The 19,770-nt window shown below is 75.4% G+C and carries 16 protein-coding genes; 1 reads left to right on the top strand and 15 read right to left on the bottom strand.

Translation table 11 applies throughout. The features are described from left to right. The 6 genes from alaS to LPU43_RS02570 form a co-directional block, all read right to left on the bottom strand. A complete protein-coding gene (alaS, locus tag LPU43_RS02595) occupies window positions 1-2,679 on the bottom strand; it encodes an alanine--tRNA ligase (RefSeq protein WP_229398432.1) in 2,679 nt (892 codons plus the stop codon). Beyond that, window positions 2,676-2,981: a hypothetical protein gene (locus LPU43_RS02590; protein ID WP_229398430.1), complete on the bottom strand. Its 306-nt coding sequence runs from the start codon at window positions 2,979-2,981 to the stop codon at window positions 2,676-2,678. Before LPU43_RS02590 ends, alaS begins: the two co-directional genes overlap by 4 nt. A gap of 27 nt (window positions 2,982-3,008) precedes the next feature. Beyond that, window positions 3,009-3,470: a DUF948 domain-containing protein gene (locus tag LPU43_RS02585; protein ID WP_229398428.1), complete on the bottom strand. Its 462-nt coding sequence runs from the start codon at window positions 3,468-3,470 to the stop codon at window positions 3,009-3,011. A 148-nt stretch (window positions 3,471-3,618) separates the two neighbouring features. After that, window positions 3,619-4,236, bottom strand: a complete 618-nt coding sequence (locus LPU43_RS02580; RefSeq protein WP_229398627.1) for a hypothetical protein — start codon at window positions 4,234-4,236, stop codon at window positions 3,619-3,621. 1,892 nt (window positions 4,237-6,128) lie between these two features. After that, entirely contained in the window at window positions 6,129-7,625 is a 1,497-nt protein-coding gene (locus LPU43_RS02575; protein ID WP_229398427.1) for a replication-associated recombination protein A, read from the bottom strand. A 75-nt stretch (window positions 7,626-7,700) separates the two neighbouring features. After that, entirely contained in the window at window positions 7,701-7,913 is a 213-nt protein-coding gene (locus LPU43_RS02570; RefSeq protein ID WP_229398425.1) for a hypothetical protein, read from the bottom strand. Window positions 7,914-8,030: 117 nt separating this feature from the next. Between LPU43_RS02570 and LPU43_RS02565 the strand changes: the two genes are divergently transcribed. Then, on the top strand, window positions 8,031-8,771 hold the full coding sequence (locus tag LPU43_RS02565; protein ID WP_229398423.1) for a GNAT family N-acetyltransferase: 741 nt from the start codon (window positions 8,031-8,033) through the stop codon (window positions 8,769-8,771). Window positions 8,772-8,841: 70 nt separating this feature from the next. Here LPU43_RS02565 and LPU43_RS02560 read toward each other — a convergent pair whose 3' ends face one another. From LPU43_RS02560 to hisS, 9 genes are all read right to left on the bottom strand, one after another. Then, entirely contained in the window at window positions 8,842-10,131 is a 1,290-nt protein-coding gene (locus tag LPU43_RS02560) for an MFS transporter (protein WP_229398421.1), read from the bottom strand. Beyond that, on the bottom strand, window positions 10,128-10,727 hold the full coding sequence (locus LPU43_RS02555) for an ArsR/SmtB family transcription factor (RefSeq protein WP_229398419.1): 600 nt from the start codon (window positions 10,725-10,727) through the stop codon (window positions 10,128-10,130). The genes LPU43_RS02560 and LPU43_RS02555 overlap by 4 nt, the downstream gene beginning before the upstream one ends. 87 nt (window positions 10,728-10,814) lie before the next feature. Beyond that, window positions 10,815-11,630 (bottom strand): sugar nucleotide-binding protein, encoded by an 816-nt coding sequence (locus LPU43_RS02550; protein ID WP_229398417.1) that lies wholly within the window; start codon window positions 11,628-11,630, stop codon window positions 10,815-10,817. Between the two features lie 64 nt (window positions 11,631-11,694). Beyond that, window positions 11,695-13,515 (bottom strand): aspartate--tRNA ligase, encoded by a 1,821-nt coding sequence (gene aspS / locus LPU43_RS02545; RefSeq protein ID WP_229398415.1) that lies wholly within the window; start codon window positions 13,513-13,515, stop codon window positions 11,695-11,697. Window positions 13,516-14,434: 919 nt separating this feature from the next. Then, entirely contained in the window at window positions 14,435-15,703 is a 1,269-nt protein-coding gene (locus LPU43_RS02540) for an MFS transporter (protein WP_306416107.1), read from the bottom strand. Then, window positions 15,646-15,786 carry a hypothetical protein gene (locus LPU43_RS28755; protein WP_306416110.1) on the bottom strand — a complete coding sequence of 47 codons (141 nt, stop codon included), beginning with the start codon at window positions 15,784-15,786 and terminating at the stop codon, window positions 15,646-15,648. Before LPU43_RS28755 ends, LPU43_RS02540 begins: the two co-directional genes overlap by 58 nt. A gap of 246 nt (window positions 15,787-16,032) precedes the next feature. Then, window positions 16,033-17,082, bottom strand: a complete 1,050-nt coding sequence (locus LPU43_RS02535) for a S1 family peptidase (RefSeq protein ID WP_229398413.1) — start codon at window positions 17,080-17,082, stop codon at window positions 16,033-16,035. A 219-nt stretch (window positions 17,083-17,301) separates the two neighbouring features. Beyond that, entirely contained in the window at window positions 17,302-18,240 is a 939-nt protein-coding gene (locus tag LPU43_RS02530; RefSeq protein ID WP_229398411.1) for an acyl-ACP desaturase, read from the bottom strand. A gap of 87 nt (window positions 18,241-18,327) precedes the next feature. Continuing rightward, the gene (hisS, locus tag LPU43_RS02525) at window positions 18,328-19,653 is read right to left on the bottom strand and encodes a histidine--tRNA ligase (RefSeq protein ID WP_229398409.1); all 1,326 of its coding nucleotides are present in this window, start codon (window positions 19,651-19,653) and stop codon (window positions 18,328-18,330) included. Window positions 19,654-19,770 lie beyond the last annotated feature (117 nt).

The raw sequence follows: 19,770 nt of genomic DNA, 5'->3' as shown, positions 1-19,770 counted from the left end.
TCACGCGTCGGCGATCGCCTTCTCGACCGTCGCCAGCAGCTTCGGCGCCTCGCCGGCCGGCAGGCCGCCGCCCTGGGCGAGGTCGTCGCTGCCGCCACCCCGGCCGGAGAACGCGGCCTTGACCAGCTCCTTCGCGGTCAGGCCCCGGCCCCGGGCCGCCGCGTTCACGGCCACCACCAGGGACGCCTTGCCGTTCGACCGGGCCGCCACCGCCACCACGGCCGGGCGGGCCGGGTCGATGCGGCCGCGGATCTCCTGGGCCAGGGTCCGCACGTCGTTGCCGGCCGCACCCTCGGGCGCCTCCGTGCCGACGTACGCCACCCCGCCCACGTCCTTCGCCTGCGCGGCAAGGGCCGCCGCGCCGCCGAGCACGAGCTGGGCGCGCAGCTTCTCCAGCTCCTTCTCCGCGTCGCGGAGCTGGGTGACCGTCTGCTCCACCCGGTCGGCGACCTGGTCGCCGGGGACCCGGAACAGCTCGGCGAGCCGGGAGACCAGCAGGTGCTCGCGGGCCAGGAAGCCGAACGCGTCCATGCCGACGAGGGCCTCGATGCGGCGCACCCCGGAGCCCACCGACGCCTCGGAGAGGATCTTCACGAGGCCGAGCTGGGCCGAGCGGGCCACGTGGGTGCCGCCGCACAGCTCCCGGGCGTAGTCCCCGACCTCGACGACCCGGACCCGCTCGCCGTACTTCTCGCCGAAGAGCGCCATCGCGCCGATGCGGCGGGCCTCCTCCTGGGTGGTGATGAAGGCGTGCACCTCCAGGTCGGCCAGGAGCACCTCGTTTACCTGCTGCTCCACGTCGTGCAGCACGCTCGGCGCGACCCCGGTGGGGGTGTTGAAGTCGAACCGCAGCCGGCCCGGCGCGTTCAGCGAGCCCGCCTGGGTCGCCGACTCGCCGAGGAAGTTGCGCATCGTCTGGTGCACCAGGTGGGTGGCCGTGTGCGAGCGGGAGATGGCCCGCCGCCGGGTCACGTCGATCTCGGCGTACCCGGTCTCGCCGGAGCGCACCTCGCCCCGCACCACCCGCGCGCGGTGCACGATCAGGCCCGGCACCGGCTGCTGCACGTCGAAGACCTCGACCTGGCCGCCGCCGACGGTGATCAGGCCCTGGTCGGGCTGCTGGCCGCCGCCCTCGGCGTAGAACGGGGTGGTGTCGAGCACCAGCTCGACGGTGTCCCCCTCGACGGCCGCGCCGACCTCGCCGCCACCGGCCAGCAGCGCGCGGACCCGGGACTCCCGGTTCAGCTCGGTGTAGCCGGTGAACTCCACCGGCCCGCCGGAGTCCAGCACCGACCGGTACGCCGACACGTCGGTGTGCCCCGTCTTGCGGGCCCGCGCGTCGGCCTTGGCCCGGTTGCGCTGGTCGGCCATCAGCCGGCGGAAGCCGTCGGCGTCGACCTGGAGGCCCTGCTCGGCGGCGATCTCCAGGGTCAGGTCGATCGGGAAGCCGTAGGTGTCGTGGAGCTGGAACGCCTTGTCGCCCGAGAGCGCCGGCTGCCCCGCCGACTTGGTCTCGGCGATCGCCGTGTCCAGGATCGTCGTCCCGGCGCGCAGCGTCGCCAGGAAGGCGTCCTCCTCCGCGTACGCGTACTGCGCGATCCGGTCGAACTCGGTCGCCAGCTCCGGGTACGACGGGGCCATGCAGTCCCGGGCCACCGGCAGCAGCTCGGGCAGCGCCCGATCGGCGTAGCCCAGCAGCCGGACCGCCCGGATGGCCCGGCGCATGATGCGGCGCAGCACGTAGCCGCGCCCCTCGTTGCTCGGGGTGACCCCGTCGCCGATGAGCATCAGCGCGGTGCGCACGTGGTCGGCGATCACCCGCAGCCGCACGTCGTCCGGGTGCGACTCGCTGGCCACCTGGCCGGAGTGCGCCCCGTACCGCTTGCCGGTCAGCTCGGCGGCCCGCGCCAGGATCGGCCGGACCTCGTCGATCTCGTAGAGGTTGTCGACGCCCTGGAGGATGGAGGCCATCCGCTCCAGGCCCATGCCGGTGTCGATGTTCTTCTTCGGCAGCTCGCCGACGATGCGGAAGTCCTCCTTGCTGACGACGTCCGCGATCTCGTACTGCATGAAGACGAGGTTCCAGAACTCCAGGTAGCGGTCCTCGTCGACCTCCGGGCCGCCCTCGCGCCCGTAGGCGGGGCCCCGGTCGTAGTACAGCTCGGAGCAGGGGCCGGCCGGGCCGGGAATGCCCATCGACCAGAAGTTGTCCTTCTTGCCCCGGCGCACGATCCGCTCCGCCGGCACACCGGTCTCGCGCCAGATTCCGTACGCCTCGTCGTCGTCGAGGTAGACCGTGGCCCAGACGCGTTCCGGGTCCAGCCCGAAGCCGCCCGCCTCGACCGGCTTGGTGACCAGCTCCCAGGCGAGCGGGATCGCCCCGGACTTGAAGTAGTCACCGAACGAGAAGTTGCCGTTCATCTGGAAGAACGTGCCGTGCCGGCTGGTCTTGCCGACCTCGTCGATGTCGGGGGTACGGATGCACTTCTGCACGCTGGTCGCCCGCGCGTACGGCGCGGTCTGCTGGCCGAGGAAGTAGGGCACGAACTGCACCATGCCCGCGTTGATGAACAGCAGGTTCGGGTCGCTGATGGCGGGCAGCGGAGCGGACGGCACCACGGCGTGTCCGTTCGCCTCGAAGTGGGCGAGGAACCGCCGCTTGATCTCCGCCGTCTTCATCGTTGGTGCTCCTCCGGAAAGATCTCTCGGTCGCCGATGCGCGGGTCCTCCCGCAGCTCGGCGAACTGGTCGTCGAACGCCTCGCCCCGGGCGAACGCCTCGTGAATTTCCTGCTCGCGCTCGGCCATCCCGATCCGGACGTCCTCCACGAAGCTACGCAGCGACTCCATCAGGCCGCCAGCGGATTCCGACAGGCCGCTGGCGATGCCCGCCGGCGTGTACGCCTGCGCGGTGCGGGTCGCCTTGCGGACCACCACCACGCCGACGGCCAGCCCGATACCCAGCCAGAACAGGCGTCTCATGCCCTCATCCCCTCGTCGCCGGCCGGCTCAGGCGTTGCCGCGCTTGGCCGCGCGGCGCTGCTGCTTGATGGTGTCGCGCACCTCGCGCTCGGTCTCCGCGTGCCGGCGGGCGGAGGCGGCCCGACGGACGCCGTAGCCGAAGGCGGCCACCTTCACCAGCGGGTTCGCGGCGGCGGCGGAGACCACGGTCGCGAGGTTCGCCACGTTCGCGGTGACGTTCTGGGCGTGACTGGTCATGGTGTCCACCTTGGCCAGTTGGAGGTTCACCCCGTCCAGCGAGGTCTGCACCTGCTCCAGCGCGGTGTTGACGTTCTTCACCGTGGTGTTGACGTCCCCGAGCAGCGGCGCGGTGCGGTCGTTGAGGTCGTTGATCATCCGGGTGGCGGCGTCCACGGTGTGCCGCAGCCGCAGGATGGGCAGCGTCAGGATCAACACGAGCATCGCGAACGCGATCGCCGCGATCAGCGCCGCGACCTCTCCAAAACTCACGCCTGTCCTCCTCGAGCAGAGTTCCGGGACCCGACGTCCCGGAACGCGCGACCGTCATACCCGCACCGGCGGTCGCCGACCCGTGCGGGCCGGCGGGGGCGGGCGGGCCTGCCAGCCCCAGACCCTACCGTCAGTGATGGAACGCGGCTCACGACGGTGAGGGTGTCGCCTCGCCGAGCGGGTCCTCGGTCAGGGTCGGGAAAGGATCTTCGCCGGTGAGCGACGGGTCGGTGCTGGGCTGCGGCCGCAGCCGCTCGTCGTCGATCGCGTTACGGACCTTCACCGACACCAACGAGCCGGTGCACTCCTGCGCTGCGGGCGAGGCCAGCGCCGTCGGAGCGGGCTCCCCGTCGATCGGCGGCGGCACGCAGGCGGGCTCGCGCACCCACAGGTCGAGCGTCAGCTCGTCGCGACGCCAGCAGGTGTAGTCGCCCTTCACCTGCTGCTCGGGGCAGCGCTCCACCTTCCAGGGCTGCCAGCCGTCGCCGGTCAGCGCGCCCTGGTAGGCGCGCGCCGTCTCCTCCACCGGCCGCTGCGAGGTCAGCGTGCGCTCGCGCACCCGGCACTCCTGGAAGCACCATCGGCTGCCGCTGACGTTGTCGACCGTCTTCGCCGCCGCCCAGCCGGGCACGTCCATCTCGTCGAGGGTGTCGAAGACCGGGTCGCGGCTGAGCGTCCGCAGGCCGAAGTAGAGCGGGACGGCACCGAGCAGCAGGAGGCTGACCAGGGCCAGCACGCCCATCCGCAGCCGCCGCCGCTCCCGCATCCGCCGGCGCAGCTCCGACCGGGCGCCGCGCAGGCCGCCCGGACCGGCCGGGGCAGCGTCGGACGGGTCGTCCTGCTCCGCGTTCCGGCGCGGGGACGCCTCGGGGTCCGGCCCGGCCGGGCCGGGGTCGACGCCGGGCCGGACGGACCGCGTACCGGGGCGGGGAGGCTCGGCGGCGGGGCCGTCGGCGACCGGCACCGTCGCGGCGGCGCGGGCCACCGCAGGCGGGTGCCCGGGTCGGGGCGGGGGCGCGGCGGCCGTACCGGCTGCGGGCTCGGGCCGGTCCGGGTCGCGCGGCGCGCGGTCCTCGGGCTGGCCGACGGAGACCGCGGCCCGCGCCACGCCGGGCGGGGTGGGACCGCCGGGCGGGGTGGCTCGGCCACCGGCCGCCGGCGGCGTCGCCCGGCCGGGCGGGACGGGCGGCACCGCCGCGCCGGCCGCGGCGGGCCGGGGGCCGGCGGGAGCGCCCGGGACCGGGGCAGAGCGCACTACCGGGGCCGCGCCGGTCGGCGCCCCCGACTGGCGACGGTCGCCGGGCATCGGCGCCCGGCCGGGGTGCGGGGCCTCGGCGGGCGCGCCCGGCCGGGCGGTGCCCCGGGCCGGTTCCGCCTGCTGGGGCTGTTCGGCACCCGGCTCCCGGCGGGGTCCACGGATCTCACCGGTGCCCGGCTCCCGGGGCTCGCCCGCGCCACGCTCGACCGGCGGGCGCGGGTCGGCAGCGCGGGAGGCAACGGGCGGGCGCGGCTCGGCGGAGTGGGAGGCAACCGGCGGACGCGGCTCGGCGGAGTGGGAGGCGACCGGCGGACGCGGGTCGGCGGAGTGGGAAGCGACCGGCGGACGCTGCTCGTCGGCCCGAGGGTTGGCTGGCGGGCGCTCGCCGGCGCGGGCCGACGCCGGCGGGCGGGGCGGTGGCACGGCGCGGCCGGTGGGCAGGGGCGCCACCACCTCCTCCGCCCCGGCGGGCGCGCCCGGTGGCCGGGCCCGGCCGACCGACCCGCGCCCGGCGTCGACCGCCCGGTGGGCGCCGGTCGTCTCCCCGCTCGGCGCGCCGGGCACGGGAGGCGCGTTACCGCTCAGCGGCACGGGCGGTTCGTTACCGCTGAGCGGCACGGGAGGCGCGTTTCCGCTGGCCGGCACGACCGGCGGCTGCTCGTCGGCGGCCCGTTGACCGGCGGCGGGGGCGGGCGCGGCGGCCCGGCCGGCGGGGGGCGGCCCGGCCGGGGCGACCGGCCAGCCGCCGCTCGGGGGCTGGCCGTCGCGCACCGGGGGCCGGGCGGGCGGTGCCGCCGGGTACGGCGGGCGGTGCGGCGGGACGGCGGAGGGGTCCGGTCCCTGCGCGGAGCGCACCGGGGGGACCGCCGCGTGGGACGGCTGCGCCGGCGGAACCGCGGCCTGCGCGGGGTGGGAGGGCTGCACCGGCCGAGCCGCGCCCTGCGCGGGGCGCGGCGGCGGGGCGGCGTGCGGCGGCTGCGGGACCGACGCGTGCGGCGGGGGGGCCGACGCGTGGGACGGGTGCGGCGGGCCGGGCGGCTCGGCGGGGCCGGGGCGGCGGCCCGGGGCGGGCGAGCCCGGCCACGGCCCGTCGACCGGGCGGGGGCGCGCGGAAGCGGGATCGGCGCCCCGCACCGGGGGCGTGGCCTGGGCCCCGGCCGGGCCACGCCGCTGCTGCGGATCGGGGTGGCCGGTTGCCTGCCCCGGCCCGCCGGCCTCCTGGGTCAGCTCGCCGCGCTGCTGCTTGGCGGAGCGCAGGTCGTCGATCCAGCCGAACTCCTCGCCGCTGACCGGCTCCTCGGGCTCGCTGTCGGGTCGGCCCCGACCCCACCGGCGCCCCTTGGCGCGCGGCTCGCGCCGCTCGTCGGGGCCGTCCTCCGGTCGCTCCGAACCACGGGATCTCACTGCTGACCCTCCCCGACGGCGTCGCTGCCGTCCTCGTCCGCCGCGCCGGCGGGTCCGTTGCCCGAGGGGTGCCGGCCGTTGCCCGACGGGCCCGGACCGTCCGGACGCGCGGGGGCGGGCAGCCCCCGGACGATCCGGCGCAGCAGCGGCAGCCGGGTGGCCACCGACCGCTCCGCACCGTGCCCGCTGGGACGGTAGTAGTCGACCCCGACAAGGTCGTCGGGGACGTACTGCTGGGTGACCACGCCCCGGGAGTCGTCGTGCGGGTACCGGTATCCCGTGCCGTGCCCGAGGCCCCGGGCACCGGCGTAGTGGGCGTCGCGCAGGCCGCGCGGCACCGGCCCGCCCCGGCCGGCGCGCACGTCCGCGACGGCGGCCCCGATCGCGCTCGTGGCGGAGTTGGACTTCGGGGCGGTGGCCAGGTGGATCACCGCCTGGGCGAGGTTGAGCTGCGCCTCGGGCAGGCCGACGAACTCCACGGCCTGGGCGGCGGCGGTGGCCACGCTCAGCGCCCCCGGGTCTGCCATCCCCACGTCCTCGCTGGCGAAGATGACCAGCCTGCGGGCGATGAACCGGGCGTCCTCGCCGGCCACCAGCATCCGGGCCAGCCAGTGCAGCGCCGCGTCGACGTCCGAGCCGCGCATGCTCTTGATGAACGCGCTGGTCACGTCGTAGTGGGCGTCGCCGGCCCGGTCGTAGCGCACCGCCGCCACGTCGACGGCCTGCTCGGCGGTGGCCAGGTCGATCCGGCCGGTGCCGAGCGCCGTGGCCGAGGCCGCCGCCGCCTCCAGCGCGGTGAGCGCCTTTCGCACGTCGCCCCCGGCGAGGCGGACCAGGTGGTCCTCGGCCTCGGCGTCCAGGGCGAGCGCGCCGCCCAGGCCGCGCTCGTCGGCGACCGCGCGGCGCAGCAGGCCGCGCACCGCCGCGTCGTCCAGCGGCTGGAGGGTGAGCAGCACGCACCGCGACAGCAGCGGCGAGATGACCGAGAAGTACGGGTTCTCCGTGGTCGCCGCGAGCAGGGTGACCGTGCGGTCCTCGACGGCGGCGAGCAGCGAGTCCTGCTGGGTCTTGCTGAACCGGTGCACCTCGTCGATGAAGAGCACGGTCTGCGGCCCGCCGGAACGGCGCTGCCGGCGGGCGGTGTCGATCACGGCGCGGACGTCCTTGACCCCGGCGTTCAGCGCCGACATCGCCACGAAGCGGCGGTCGGTGGCGCGGGCCACCAGGTGCGCGATCGTGGTCTTCCCGCAGCCGGGCGGCCCCCAGAGGATCACCGACATCGGGGTCGCCCCGGTGACGAGCTGGCGCAGCGGGGCGCCCGGGGCGAGCAGGTGCTCCTGCCCGACGAGCTCGTCGATGCCGGCCGGGCGCATCCGCACGGGCAGGGGGGAGTCGGTCGACACCGGAGTGAAGCCGTCCACGTCGACAGGACCCGGGGGGGCGCTGGACGGCCCGGCGGGTGCGCCGAGGGAGAAGAGGGCGTCGGACTCCATCAGGAAGACAGTACCGGGCGGGGTCCGCGCCCCTGGAACTGCGGCGCGGACCCCGCCCGGCATGATCGGATACGGTCAGCCCCGGCCCGGGCGGCGACCCCGGTACCAGCGCCCTCCCCCGCCGCTGCGGGAGCCACTGCCGACGCCGGCCAGGTAGAGGGAGAGCAGCAGGAAGCCGATCAGCATCAGGGTGTGGGTGTTGAACAGTGCCGGCGCGCCGAGGTTGGTGTCGAGCAGGTCGATCAACAGGGCGAAGCCGAAGACGATGGCCGCGATGATGGCGAGCATGTCGGTCCTCCGGTGGGGGTTCCCAGTAGGTCGGCGAGGGATGTACCCGATCGGTCCGATCCCCAATCTCCACCCTGGACGCGCACGTCGGCCCGGGCCCTCTCGTACGCTGGGCGGGTGATCGCCCCCAACGAGGTCCTGGTGGGTCGGGACGCCCTGCTCGCCGCCACCGGACACCACCCGTACGCCCGGCACGTCCTGGGGCGCGGCCAGGAGGCACGCGGGTGGCGGCGCGACGGGGCGGTGGGCTGGCTCCTCCCGCAGGGCCAGTGGTCGGCGGGTGGGTCGCTGGGCCCGACCGGGGCGGCGCTCGACGTCTTCGCCGGTCTCCTCGCCGCCGGGACGCTGCGCCCCGGCCAGTCGGTCAACGTTCCCCGCTGCACCCCCGAGGAGGTCGCCGGGCGGCTGCCCGTGGCCCGGCTCGACCACTGGGACTTCCTCTGGACCGGCACCGCCCCGCCGCCGCAAGCTGGCGAGAAGCGGGTGGTGCGCCTGACCGAGGCCGACCACCCCGCCCTCGACGCCCTGATCGAGCGCGCCTTCCCCACCAGCGCCTCGCGCCCGGACGACACGGGGATCGTCGACTGGTACGGCATCCGCGACGGCGACCGGCTGGTCGCCTGCGGGGCCGACCGGAGCCGGGGCGACGTCGGGTTCCTCTCCGGGTTGACCGTGGCCCCGGAGCGGCGGGGACGCGGGCTCGGCGCGGCCCTGACCGCCGGGATGACCAAGGCCCTGCTCGCCCGCCACGACCTCGTGGCGCTCGGGGTGTACACCGACAACGTCGGGGCGGGCCGGCTCTACCGCCGGCTCGGCTTCACCGGCACCGCGCCCCGCTCCTCGGTCCACCTGGGTTGAGGTGCAAGGAGGGGCACCCTGTTAACGCTTTCTGCATAGGAAGGGCCCCCTCCCCACACACCTCGGCCCGTCAGCGCGCCCCGGCGGGGGCGGGGTCGGAGGCCGCCGCCGGGGCAGGAGCGACGGTGGTGCGGGCGGCGCGCCAGGCGGGCAGGTAGAGCGGCGCGGCGACCGCGAGCACCACGGCGCCGACGAGCATCGCCGTGGTGACGCTGCTGCGGTCGGCGAGCGCGGTCAGCACCAACGCGCCGAGCGCGCCGGCCGGCTGGGCCATCATCGAGTTCAGCGACAGCACGCTGGTCCGGTACGGCCCGTCGACCTGCCGGTGCAGCAGCCCCAGGTGCAGCGGGTTCGACGCGCCGTGCACGGCGTAGCAGGCCAGGTACGCGACCAGCACGCCGACCGGGCCCGCGAGCAGCCCCATCCCGACCACGGTCGCGCCCTGGAGCAGCCGCAGCAGCGCCGCGCCCGGGGCGGCCCCCGGCCAGCGCAACAGCAGCGGGGTCAGCGCGGCCCCGGCCGCCGAGGCGAGCCAGGCGACGGAGCTGGCCGGGCCGAGCAGCGCGGCGGCGCGGTCGGGGTCGCCCACCACCTCGGCGAGCCGGACCGGCAGCAGCGACTCGAAGGTGACCATGCCGAAGCCCCAGAACAGCTCCACCGCGACCAGGGCGAGCAGCACCCGGGAGCGGCGCAGCAGCCCGAACGCCCGACCGACCATGCGGGGGGCCTCGACGACCGAGGCGCGCAGCGCCCCCGCGCCCCGGGCGGGGCGGACCTCGACGAGCAGGAGCAGCAGGGCGACCAGCGCCGCCGCCTGCGACGCGAGGGCGGCCAGCACCGGCACGGTCAGCGCGCTCACCGGGCCGAGCGGGCCGAGGGCGATCAGGCCGCCCGCGACCAGCGCGCCGCCCGCGATGGTGAGACCGGCGACGGTGCCCCCGTGGCCGAGGCCGCGCTCGTACTCGGCCCTGGGGTCGGCGGCGAGGATGGCGTCGACGTACCAGGACTCCAGGGGGCCGCTGTCCAGCGCCCGGTAGGCGCCCTGCACCGCGAAGACCAGCAGGAACAGGGCGACGGAGTCGGCGACCGCGAACAGCGCCAGGGAGACCAGGTTGAGCGCCCCGGCGGTGACCAGCACCGGCTTGCTGCCCAGCGCGTCGGCCATGCCGCCGGTGGGCAGCTCCAGGGCCAGCACGACGAGGCCCTGGGCGGTGACGGCGACGCCGATCTGGGACAGCGTCAGCCCGCGTTCCTGCATGAGCAGGACCAGCACGGGGATCAGCAGGCCGGTGGGCAGCCAGCGCAGGCCGTGCAGGGCGAGGTAGCGGAACCGGACCTGGCGTACGGTCAGGGCGCTCACGGGGTCGGCCCGATCAGCGGGTACGCGGCCACGAAGAGGTGCACCGGCTGGGCGTCCGGCTCCACGGGGGCGGAGTCGTCACGGTAGCGCTCGACAACCTGCCACAGCTCCGCCTCCAGCGCCTGGAGCCGCTCCGGCCCGAGGCGGATCAGCGCGTCGCCCATGCCGGCGGCGTCCCGCCAGGCGGACGACCAGGCCGACTGGACGGCGAACCAGCGCTCGGAGATTTCGGCCAGCACCCGCACCTGGTTGGCCTGGATCCACTCGGCGGCGGCGCGGGCGTCCGGGTCGTCGTCGAAGTCCGTCGGGTCCCAGTCGCTGGACTCGTGCACCGCCCGCCACCAGCGCTGCCGCCCGGCGGCCCGGTCGGCGTCCTCGACGACCAGCCCCGCCTCGGCGAGCTGGCGCAGGTGGTAGCTGGTGGCGCCGGTGTTGGTGTCGAGCAGCTCGGCGAGGCCGGTGGCGGTGGCGGCGCCGTGGACCCGCAGCGCGCCGAGCAGCCGCAGCCGCAGCGGGTGGGCCAGCACCCGCACCTGTCGGTGGTCCAGCCGGACCTGGCGCGGCGCGGCCCCGCCGGTCGTGTCGTCTTCTCCCATGGCATGCACAATAGTTGTGCACACATCTTCTGCACAATAGTTGTGCAGAAGATGTGTGCAAGTTCGGTGAGGCGGGAGGACGCGGGCTCAGGGAGCCAGGAACTCGCTGGCCCCGCGCAGGCGGGTGCGCAGCAGGGCGGCGGCCCGGGAGCTGTCGAGGCGTACCTCGGTGGGGCGGGGCGGGCCCGACGCGGCGCTCGTGGCGGTCCGCAGCCCGGCCGGGTCGACGCCGAACCGGCGGGCCACCAGCAGCCCCAGCTCCGCGCGGCTGACCGCGTCCGCACCGGCCACGTTCAGCGGACCGGCGTGGTCGCCCGCCGCCAGTTCGAGGACCGCGGCGGCCAGGTCGGCCACGTCGACCGGGCAGCGGACCTCGTCGGTGAACAGGCTCGCCCGGCCCGCGAGGGCGTCCAGGCAGAGCCGGACCTGCTTGCTCCGCTCGTCGCCCACGATCAACGAGGTACGCACCAGCGCGGCGGACGGGTCGATCGCCCGCACGGCGGTCTCGGCCGCCGCCTTCGCCGCCCCGTACGGGAAGACGGGGGTCGGCACCTCGTCGTCGGCGTACGGCTCGGGCCGGCCGGCGTGCAGCGCGTCGCTGGACAGGTGCACCAGCCGCGCCCCCGCCTCGGCGGCGGCGAACGCGACGTGCGCGGCCCCGTCGGCGGTGACCGCCCAGTCGGCGTACCGGTAGGGGGTGCTCACCACGGCGGTGGGCCGCACCGCCGCGACCAGCGCGCGCACGGCGGCCCGGTCGGTCACGTCGAGCCGGCGCGCCTCGACGCCGGCCGCCTCGACGGGGTGGGCGTGGTACGTGCCGACCACCCGCTCCCCCGCCGCGACGGCCTGCCGGCACACCTCGGCGCCGAGGTGCCCGCTGGCGCCCACCACGAGCAGCGTCACGCGCCTCCCCCTCCACGGCGGCGGGGCGCCACCTCCGTGACGCCCCGCCTCGACACTGTGCGGCTCAGACCGGGTCGGCCACCGGGGCGGCCGGGCCGGCGGTGCCGGCGTGCGGCGCGGCGGCCGGCTTCGGCTTGGCGTCGATGCCCGCCTCGGCCCGCTGCTGCCCGGTGATCGGCGTCGGCGCGCCGGTCAGCGGGTCGAAGCCGCCCCGGGTCTTCGGGAACGCGATGACCTCGCGGATCGAGTCCGCGCCGGCCAGCAGCATGCAGACCCGGTCCCAGCCGAAGGCGATGCCGCCGTGCGGCGGGGCGCCGTACTTGAACGCCTCCAGCAGGAAGCCGAACTTGTCCTGCGCCTCTTCGGGGGTGATGCCGAGCAGGTCGAAGACCCGCTGCTGCACGTCGCCCCGGTGGATACGGATCGAGCCGCCGCCGATCTCGTTGCCGTTGCAGACGATGTCGTACGCGTAGGCCAGCGCCCGGTCCGGGGCCTCCTCGAAGCGGTCCACCCACTCGGCGTTCGGCGAGGTGAACGGGTGGTGCACGGCCGTCCAGCCGCCCGCTCCGCCATTGTCGTCCGAGGTCCGTTCGAACATCGGCGCGTCCACCACCCAGCAGAACGCCCACGCACTGTCGTCGACGAGCTTGGCCCGCCTGGCGATCTCGATGCGGGCCGCGCCGAGCAGCTCCTGGGCCCCGCGGGCCTCGGGGCCGGCGGCGAAGAAGACCGCGTCGCCCGGCTTCGCGCCGACCGCGTCGGCCAGCCCGGCCAGGTGCGCCTCGGAGAGGTTCTTCGCCACCGGGCCGCGCGGGGCACCGGTCTCGGCGTCGAGCACCACGTACGCCAGGCCCTTCGCGCCGCGCGCCTTGGCCCAGTCCTGCCAGCCGTCCAGCTCCTTGCGGGTCTGGCCCGCGCCGCCCGGCATGACGACCGCGCCGACGTAGCCGCCCGCGTCGATCGCCGAGGCGAAGACCCGGAACTCGGTGCCGCGCAGGTACTCCGTCAGCTCGGTCAGCTCGACGCCGTAGCGCAGGTCCGGCTTGTCGGAGCCGTACCGGGCCATCGCGTCGTGCCAGGTGATGCGCGGGATCGGCCGGGAGATCTCGTACCCGGCCAGGTCCTTCCACAGCGCCGAGACGATCGCCTCGCCGAGGTCGATCACGTCGTCCTCGGTCACGAAGGACATCTCGATGTCGAGCTGGGTGAACTCCGGCTGCCGGTCGGCGCGGAAGTCCTCGTCGCGGTAGCAGCGGGCGATCTGGTAGTACCGCTCCATGCCGCCGACCATCAGCAACTGCTTGAACAGCTGCGGGGACTGCGGCAGCGCGTACCAGCTTCCCGGCTGGAGGCGGACCGGGACCAGGAAGTCGCGGGCGCCCTCCGGGGTGGAGCGGGTCAGCGTCGGGGTCTCGATCTCCAGGAAGTCGCGGTCGTGCAGCACGCCCCGGGCGAGCTGGTTGGCCCGCGAGCGCAGCCGCATCGCCCTCGCCGGGCCGCTGCGGCGCAGGTCCAGGTAGCGGTAGCGGAGCCGGATGTCGTCGCCGGCCTCCACCTGGTCGTCCACGGGCAGCGGCAGCGGCGCGGCCTCGGAGAGCACCTCCAGCGCGCTGGCGGTCACCTCGATGTCGCCGGTGGGCAGCTCCGGGTTCTCGTTGCCCTCCGGGCGGCGGGTCACCTCGCCGGTGACCTTCACGCAGAACTCGTTGCGCAGCGCGTGCGCGTCCTCCTCGCGGAAGACCACCTGCACGATGCCGGAGGCGTCGCGCAGGTCCACGAAGATGACACCGCCGTGGTCGCGCCGGCGGGCCACCCACCCGGCGAGCGCCACCGTGGTGCCGGCGTCCGTCGCGCGCAGGCTGCCGGCGTCATGGGTACGGATCACGGCTTGCGTCTCCCTCGTCTGATCGGTCTGCCCCCGCATTCTGTCAGGGCGCCCCGCCCCCCGCCGCCACCGGGCGCGGTCGCGGGGTAAGGAAGGGCACCTTGTTAACGCATTCGGTAGAGGAAGGGCCCCCTATCAACGCCTCGGGGTCCGGCGCACCGCCGTCGGCCGGGGGGCGCGGCCGGCGTCAGCCGTCGGGCGGGGTCACGCGGGGTGCGGCGCGACGGATAAGCGTCGTACCCCGCTGGGCACTGCTCTCCGCCGGCGCGGCACCGGTGTTCCTGGTCGGCGGCCGGACGCGCGCGGCCCGCTCCGTGGCCGGCCACGTCCGGCGGGGCCGGTGAGCTGTCGCCAGTGCGGTCCCACCGCGCCTACCGCCCGACGCCACCCCGGGCTCCCCGCACCCGCCGGGGTTCCCCCCGCTCCGGCGCGCCCGCCACGCTCCGGCGCGCCCGCGAGGCCCGACCCTCCGCGACCGCCAGCCTGACTCTGTGTCACGCCCCCGCCCGCCCCACCCGACCGCCCGCCCCCTTTGCTCTGCACCAACCCACGCAACACCCGCCCGGAGCTGCGCATACCCGAAATCGCGCGCCGCGCCGGGCGGGCTGGTCGCTTGCGCTGCGTACAGCGTTGCGCATACGGCAGCAGAGCAAAGGGGGCGGAGGGGGTGGTGTCGCCGGCGGGCGAGGGTCACACCGGGTCATGGGCGACGGCGGGCGGAGAGCGCGGTGAGCAGCGCTCGACCCGCCGCGTGCCCGCCGTGTGCCCGCCGTGTGCCCGCCGTGTGCCTGCCGCGAATCAGCTCGCGGGTACGGCGGAGTCCGGGGCCGGCGGGACGGCGCCGTTCATCACGCCCACCGGGCAGCGGCGTTAACAAGGGGCCCTTCCTCTACCGAAAACGTTAATAAGGTGCCCTTCCTTACGCCTCGGGCGTGGGGAGGAGGTGGTTGACGCGGACCTCTCCCTCGGCCAGCGCCCGGGCGCGCTCCTCGGCGTCCCGGTCGGCGCCGGTGAGCCGGCCGCCGTGCTGGCGCAGGTGCTCCTCCCAGGACGGCACCTGGTACACCTCGACGAAGCCGTGCGCCCGCTCGCCCGCCCGGAACAGCCCCCAGCGCATCGCCCCGGTGCGCCGCCGCGACCGGCCCACGGCCCGCATCGCCTCGACGAAGGCGGCCTGCCGCTCGGGCGCGACGGTGTAGGAGACGGTCACCAGCACCGGCCCGGTACGCGGGTGCGCCTCCAGGGCCAGGTGCGGCTCGGGCCAGTACGTCGCCGGGTCCCGGTTCACCCCACGGACGTCGCGCAGCGGCCACAGCGGCACGGTCAGCGCGGCCAGGGCCATCGTCGCCCCGGCCACGGCGAGCGCGCCGACCAGGCCGGTCAGTTCGCCGAGCGCACCCCAGGCCAGCGCGCCGAGGGCCTGCCCGCCGGCGAAGACCATCTGGTAGACGGAGAGCCCCCGGGCGCGCACCCAGCCGGGGAGGAAGAGCTGCATCGCGGCGTTCACGGTGGACAGCACGGTCATCCAGGCCAGCCCGGCGGGCACCAGCGCCGCCGTCACCAGGGCCGGCACGGGCACCAGGGCGAGCGTCAGCAGCACCCCCGCGTAGATCAGCCCGGCGACGAGCAGGAGCTGGCTGTTGGTGAGCGCCCGACGCACCCGGGGCAACACGAGCGCCCCGGCGACCGCGCCGACGCCGAGCGCGGCGAGCAGCACGCCGTACCCGCTGGAGCCCATGCCGAGGCGCTGGCTGGCCACCAGCGGCAGCAGGGCCCACAGGGCGCTGCCGGGCACCACGAAGAGCGCGGCCCGCAGCAGGATGCGCCGGACAACGGGCGAGTGGCGCACGTACCGGCCACCGGCGCGCAGCGCGGGGCCGAACCGCTCCGGCATCCCCGCGCCGTCGGGGCGCTCGGGTCGCCAGCGCAGCAGCACCAGCGCGAAGATCGCGAAGGAGGCCGCGTTCACCGCGAAGACCACGGCCACGCCGGCCTGGGCGATGAGCACGCCGGCCACCGCCGGGCCGACCGAGCGGGCCAGGTTGACGCTGATCGAGCCGAGCGCCGCGGCGTTGACGATCTGCGCCCGGGGCACCAGGTCGGGGATCACCGCCTGCCAGGCGGGCAGGGTCAGCGCCTGCCCGACGCCGAGGCCGAAGGTGAGGGTGAGCAGCAGCGCCGGGGGCATCCGGCCGGGGCGTTCGGCTCGTCGACCAACAGCCACTGCGCGCCGACGGTCTGCATCCAGGTGCCGACGTTGCTGGCCAGCACGGCGAGCCAGAGGCTGCGGAAGGCAGCGATGCGCAGGGGCGCCCAGGCGGACGCGGACGCGGGCGCGGGGGCGGCAGGTGTCGGTGCGGTGCTCACCGGGCGCAAGTACCCCGGTTCGCCCCCGCCCAGTCGGACGCCGCGCGGGACCGCGCAGGTCAGCCGCCCGCCGCCCGGCGATCCCCCGGTACGCCGGAAGCGGGCCGCCGGAGGCCGGCGACCCGCTTCGCGGTGGGGTGGGGCGGTGGATCAGATGATGCTGACGCCGTAGACGCTCAGCGCCTCGGTGACCGGCTGGAAGTAGGTGGTGCCGCCGGTGGTGCAGTTGCCGCTGCCGCCGGAGGTGAGGCCGAGTGCGCTGCTACCGCTGAACAGCGAGCCGCCGCTGTCGCCGGGCTGCGCGCAGACGTTGGTGCGGATCAGGCCGGAGACCGAGCCCTCGGCGTAGTTCACGGTCGCGTTGAGGGCCTGGACCGAGCCGCTGCGCAGGCCGGTGGTGCTGCCGGAGCGCTGCACGCTCTGGCCGACGTAGGCGTTGGAGGCGCCGGTGACGTCGCGGAAGGTGCCGTTGTAGAGGGAGACGTTGCCGGTGGCGTTGGCGGCGTTGCTGTGCCGCACGATGCCGTAGTCGTTGCCCGGGAAGCTGCTGCCGGTGCGGGTGCCCAGGACGCTGGTCTGACCCGAGTTCGAGTACCAGGTCGAGGCGATGTTGGTGCAGTGCCCGGCGGTCAGGAAGAAGGTCTGGCCGGCGCTGTTGCGCACGTTGAAGCCGAGCGAGCAGCGCCCGCCGCCGGCGGCGTAGATCGCCTCGCCGCCGGAGATCCGGGTGCTGAGCACGCCGGCCTCGGCCTCGATGCGCACGGCGCCGTTGGTGCGGGCCGCCGCGGCCCTGACCCGCTCCAGCTTGGCGCCGGTGACGGTGCTGTCGACGGAGACGACGACCTGGTTGGTCACCGGGTCGGTCCACCACGCCGTGCCAGGGATCCTCGCCGAGCGCTCCAGCTCGGCGGTGGCCCGGTTGAGCTCCGCGGCGCCCCGCTGGACGATCTTCGCGGTCGCGCCGGCGGCGCGGACCTGCCGCGCGGCGGCCTCGTCGGTCACGGCGACGACCATCCTGCCGCTGGCGTCGGCGTACGCGCCGGCCGAGCGGTCGCCGAGCCGCTCCGCCAGGCTGGCGGCGGCGTCGGGCGAGGCGGTGGGGGCGGCCTGGACGGGCGCGCCGATCAGCGCGGTGGCGGCCAGGGTGCCGGCCGCGGCCACGGACGCGGCGCGGAGAAGCGATGACCTCGTGAGTCGCATGCGACAACCTCCCGAGAGGGGGTGATGGGTCGCGCCGGGGGTGACGGACCCGAGGGTCATGGGGCCGGAGCGGGGGAGAACCGACCTGCCGAAGAGAAGTATTCACATACTTAAGATCACTGGCAAGACCTCGGCAACCCGCCGTTCACCGCGTCATCGATGTTACGGTTGTCGATACCTATCGTGAGGGAAGGCGTGCTCACCGCACGCGCCGGGCGGTCAGGCGCCGGCAGCGGCCAGGCGGGCGGCGCGGGCGTCGCGCTTCTCCTCGAAGCGGGACGCCTGGGTCTCCAGGACGTCCAGGTGGGCGGCGATCTCGTCCCGGGCAGCCTCGCCGTCGGCGTCCAGGCCACCGACGTTGAACAGGTCCCACTGGCGCAACACCGGGACGACCACGTCGTCGCGGTGCTGGCGCAGGTCGTAGATCCCGGCCAGGGCGATCGCCACCGACTTGCGGGCGAAGCCCTCGATGCCCACCCCCGGCATCTGGAAGTCGGCCAGCACCTCGGCGATGGCCCGCATGGCCTGACCCGGGGCCAGTTCGAGGGCGGCTCCGAGCAGGTTGCGGTAGAAGACCATGTGCAGGTTCTCGTCGGCGGCCACGCGCGCCAGCAGCGCCTCGCACCTCGGGTCGCCGGTCACCCGGCCGGTGTTGCGGTGCGAGATCCGCGTCGCCAACTCCTGGAACGACACGTACGCCAGCGAGCGCAGCATCGAGTGGTCGTGCGAGTTGGTGTAGCCGGCCGTCATGTGCACCATGCGGGCCCGCTCCAGCGCCACCGGGTCGACGGCCCGGGTGACGGTCAGGTAGTCGCGGATGGCCGTGCCGTGCCGCGCCTCCTCCGCCGTCCACCGGCCCACCCAGGTCCCCCACGCCCCGTCCGGGCCGAAGAGGGTGGCGATCTGGTGGTGGTACGAGGGCAGGTTGTCCTCGGTCAGCAGGTTCACGATCAGCGCGGTGCGCGCCACCTCGGGCAGCGTCGAGTCCGACTCCGACCACGCCTCGCCACCGAGCGGGCCGTCGAAGGTGCGCCCCTCGCTCCACGGCACGTACTCGTGCGGGAACCACTCCTTCGCCATCGACAGGTGCCGGTCGAGGTTCTTCTCCACGACGGGCTCAAGCTCCATGAGCAGGGCGGTCTGGCTCAGTGCGGGCACGACGATCTCCTTACGGTGGCGTAACTTACGCCACCGTAGGTCCTTCCCGCCGTACGCGCGAGTAATGCCCGGCCCTCGTGCGCACCCTCAGCCGACCAGGGGCTTCAGGTCCGCCCGGGGCGGCGTCCACTCCCCCGCCGCCGCCATCTGCTGCTCGCCCGAGCGGATGTCCTTCACCTCGTCCGCCGCGCCCTCGTCGCCCGGGAACCAGACGTACGGGATGCCGCGCCGCTCGGCGTACCGGATCTGCTTGCCGAACTTCGCCGCGCTCGGCGACACCTCCGTGGGCACGCCCCGACGGCGCAGCGCGTCGGCGATCGCGTTGCTGGCCGCCCGCCGCTCCTCGCTGGGCACCGCCACCAGCACGCAGGTCGGCACGCTGCGCGACACCGACAGCGCGTTCGCGCCGAAGAGCAGGCCGAGCAGCCGGCTCACCCCGATCGAGATGCCCACCCCCGGGAACGAGACCCCGCCGGCGCTGGCCAGGGTGTCGTACCGGCCGCCCGAGCAGATCGAGCCGAAGCGCTCGTACCCGGCGAGGGACGTCTCGTAGACGGTGCCCGTGTAGTAGTCCAGGCCCCGGGCGATGCGCAGGTCGGCCACGCAGAGCCCCGGGGAGTGGGCGGCGGCGGTCTCCACCACCGTGACCAGCTCGGCGATGCCCTCGTCGAGCAGCGGGTCGGTCACCCCGAGGGCCCGCACCGCGTCGGCGAAGGAGGCGTCCGGGGCGGAGATCTCCGCCAGCGCGAGGCACGCCTTGGCCTGCGCCTCGCTCGCCCCCGCCGTGGCGACGAGCAGCTCGGTCACCTTCGCCGGGCCGATCTTGTCGAGCTTGTCCACGGCGCGCAGTGCGGCCTCCGGGTCGGTCAGCCCGACGCCCCGGTAGAAGCCCTCGCAGACCTTGCGGTTGTTCACCCGGATCGTCACCGGCGGGATCGGCAGCGAGCGCAGCGCGTCGCCGACGACGAGGGGCATCTCCGCCTCGTGGTGGGCCGCCAGCGTGTCCCGGTCGACGATGTCGATGTCGGCCTGGAGGAACTCGCGGTACCGCCCCTCCTGCGGGCGCTCGCCCCGCCACACCTTCTGGATCTGGTACCGGCGGAACGGGAACTGGAGCTTGCCGGCGTTCTCCAGCACGTAGCGGGCGAACGGCACGGTCAGGTCGAAGTGCAGGCCGAGCGCGTCGTCGCCAGTGCCCTCGTCGTCGGCCTGGAGGCGGCGCAGCACGTAGACCTCCTTGGAGGTCTCCCCCTTGCGCAGGAGCTGGTCCAGGGGCTCGACCGCGCGGGTCTCCAGGGGGGCGAAGCCGTACAGCTCGAAGGTGGCGCGGATGCGGTCGAGGACGAACTGCTCGATCATCCGCTGCGCCGGCGTCCACTCGGGGAAGCCGGAGATGGGCGTGGGCTTGCTCATCGCGTACTCCTTGCAGGTCCGCGCCGGGCGCGGTGAGGTCGTGGGTCCGCGCGGGGCGCGGCCGGGTCTCCGTGCAGGTCCGCGCCGGGCGCGGTGAGGTCGTGGGGCCGCGCCGGG

This window comes from Micromonospora okii (genome assembly GCF_020884795.1).
Lineage (GTDB): Bacteria > Actinomycetota > Actinomycetes > Mycobacteriales > Micromonosporaceae > Micromonospora > Micromonospora okii.
Note: the sequence above shows the minus strand (reverse complement) of the source record. Positions and strands in the feature narration are given on the sequence as shown.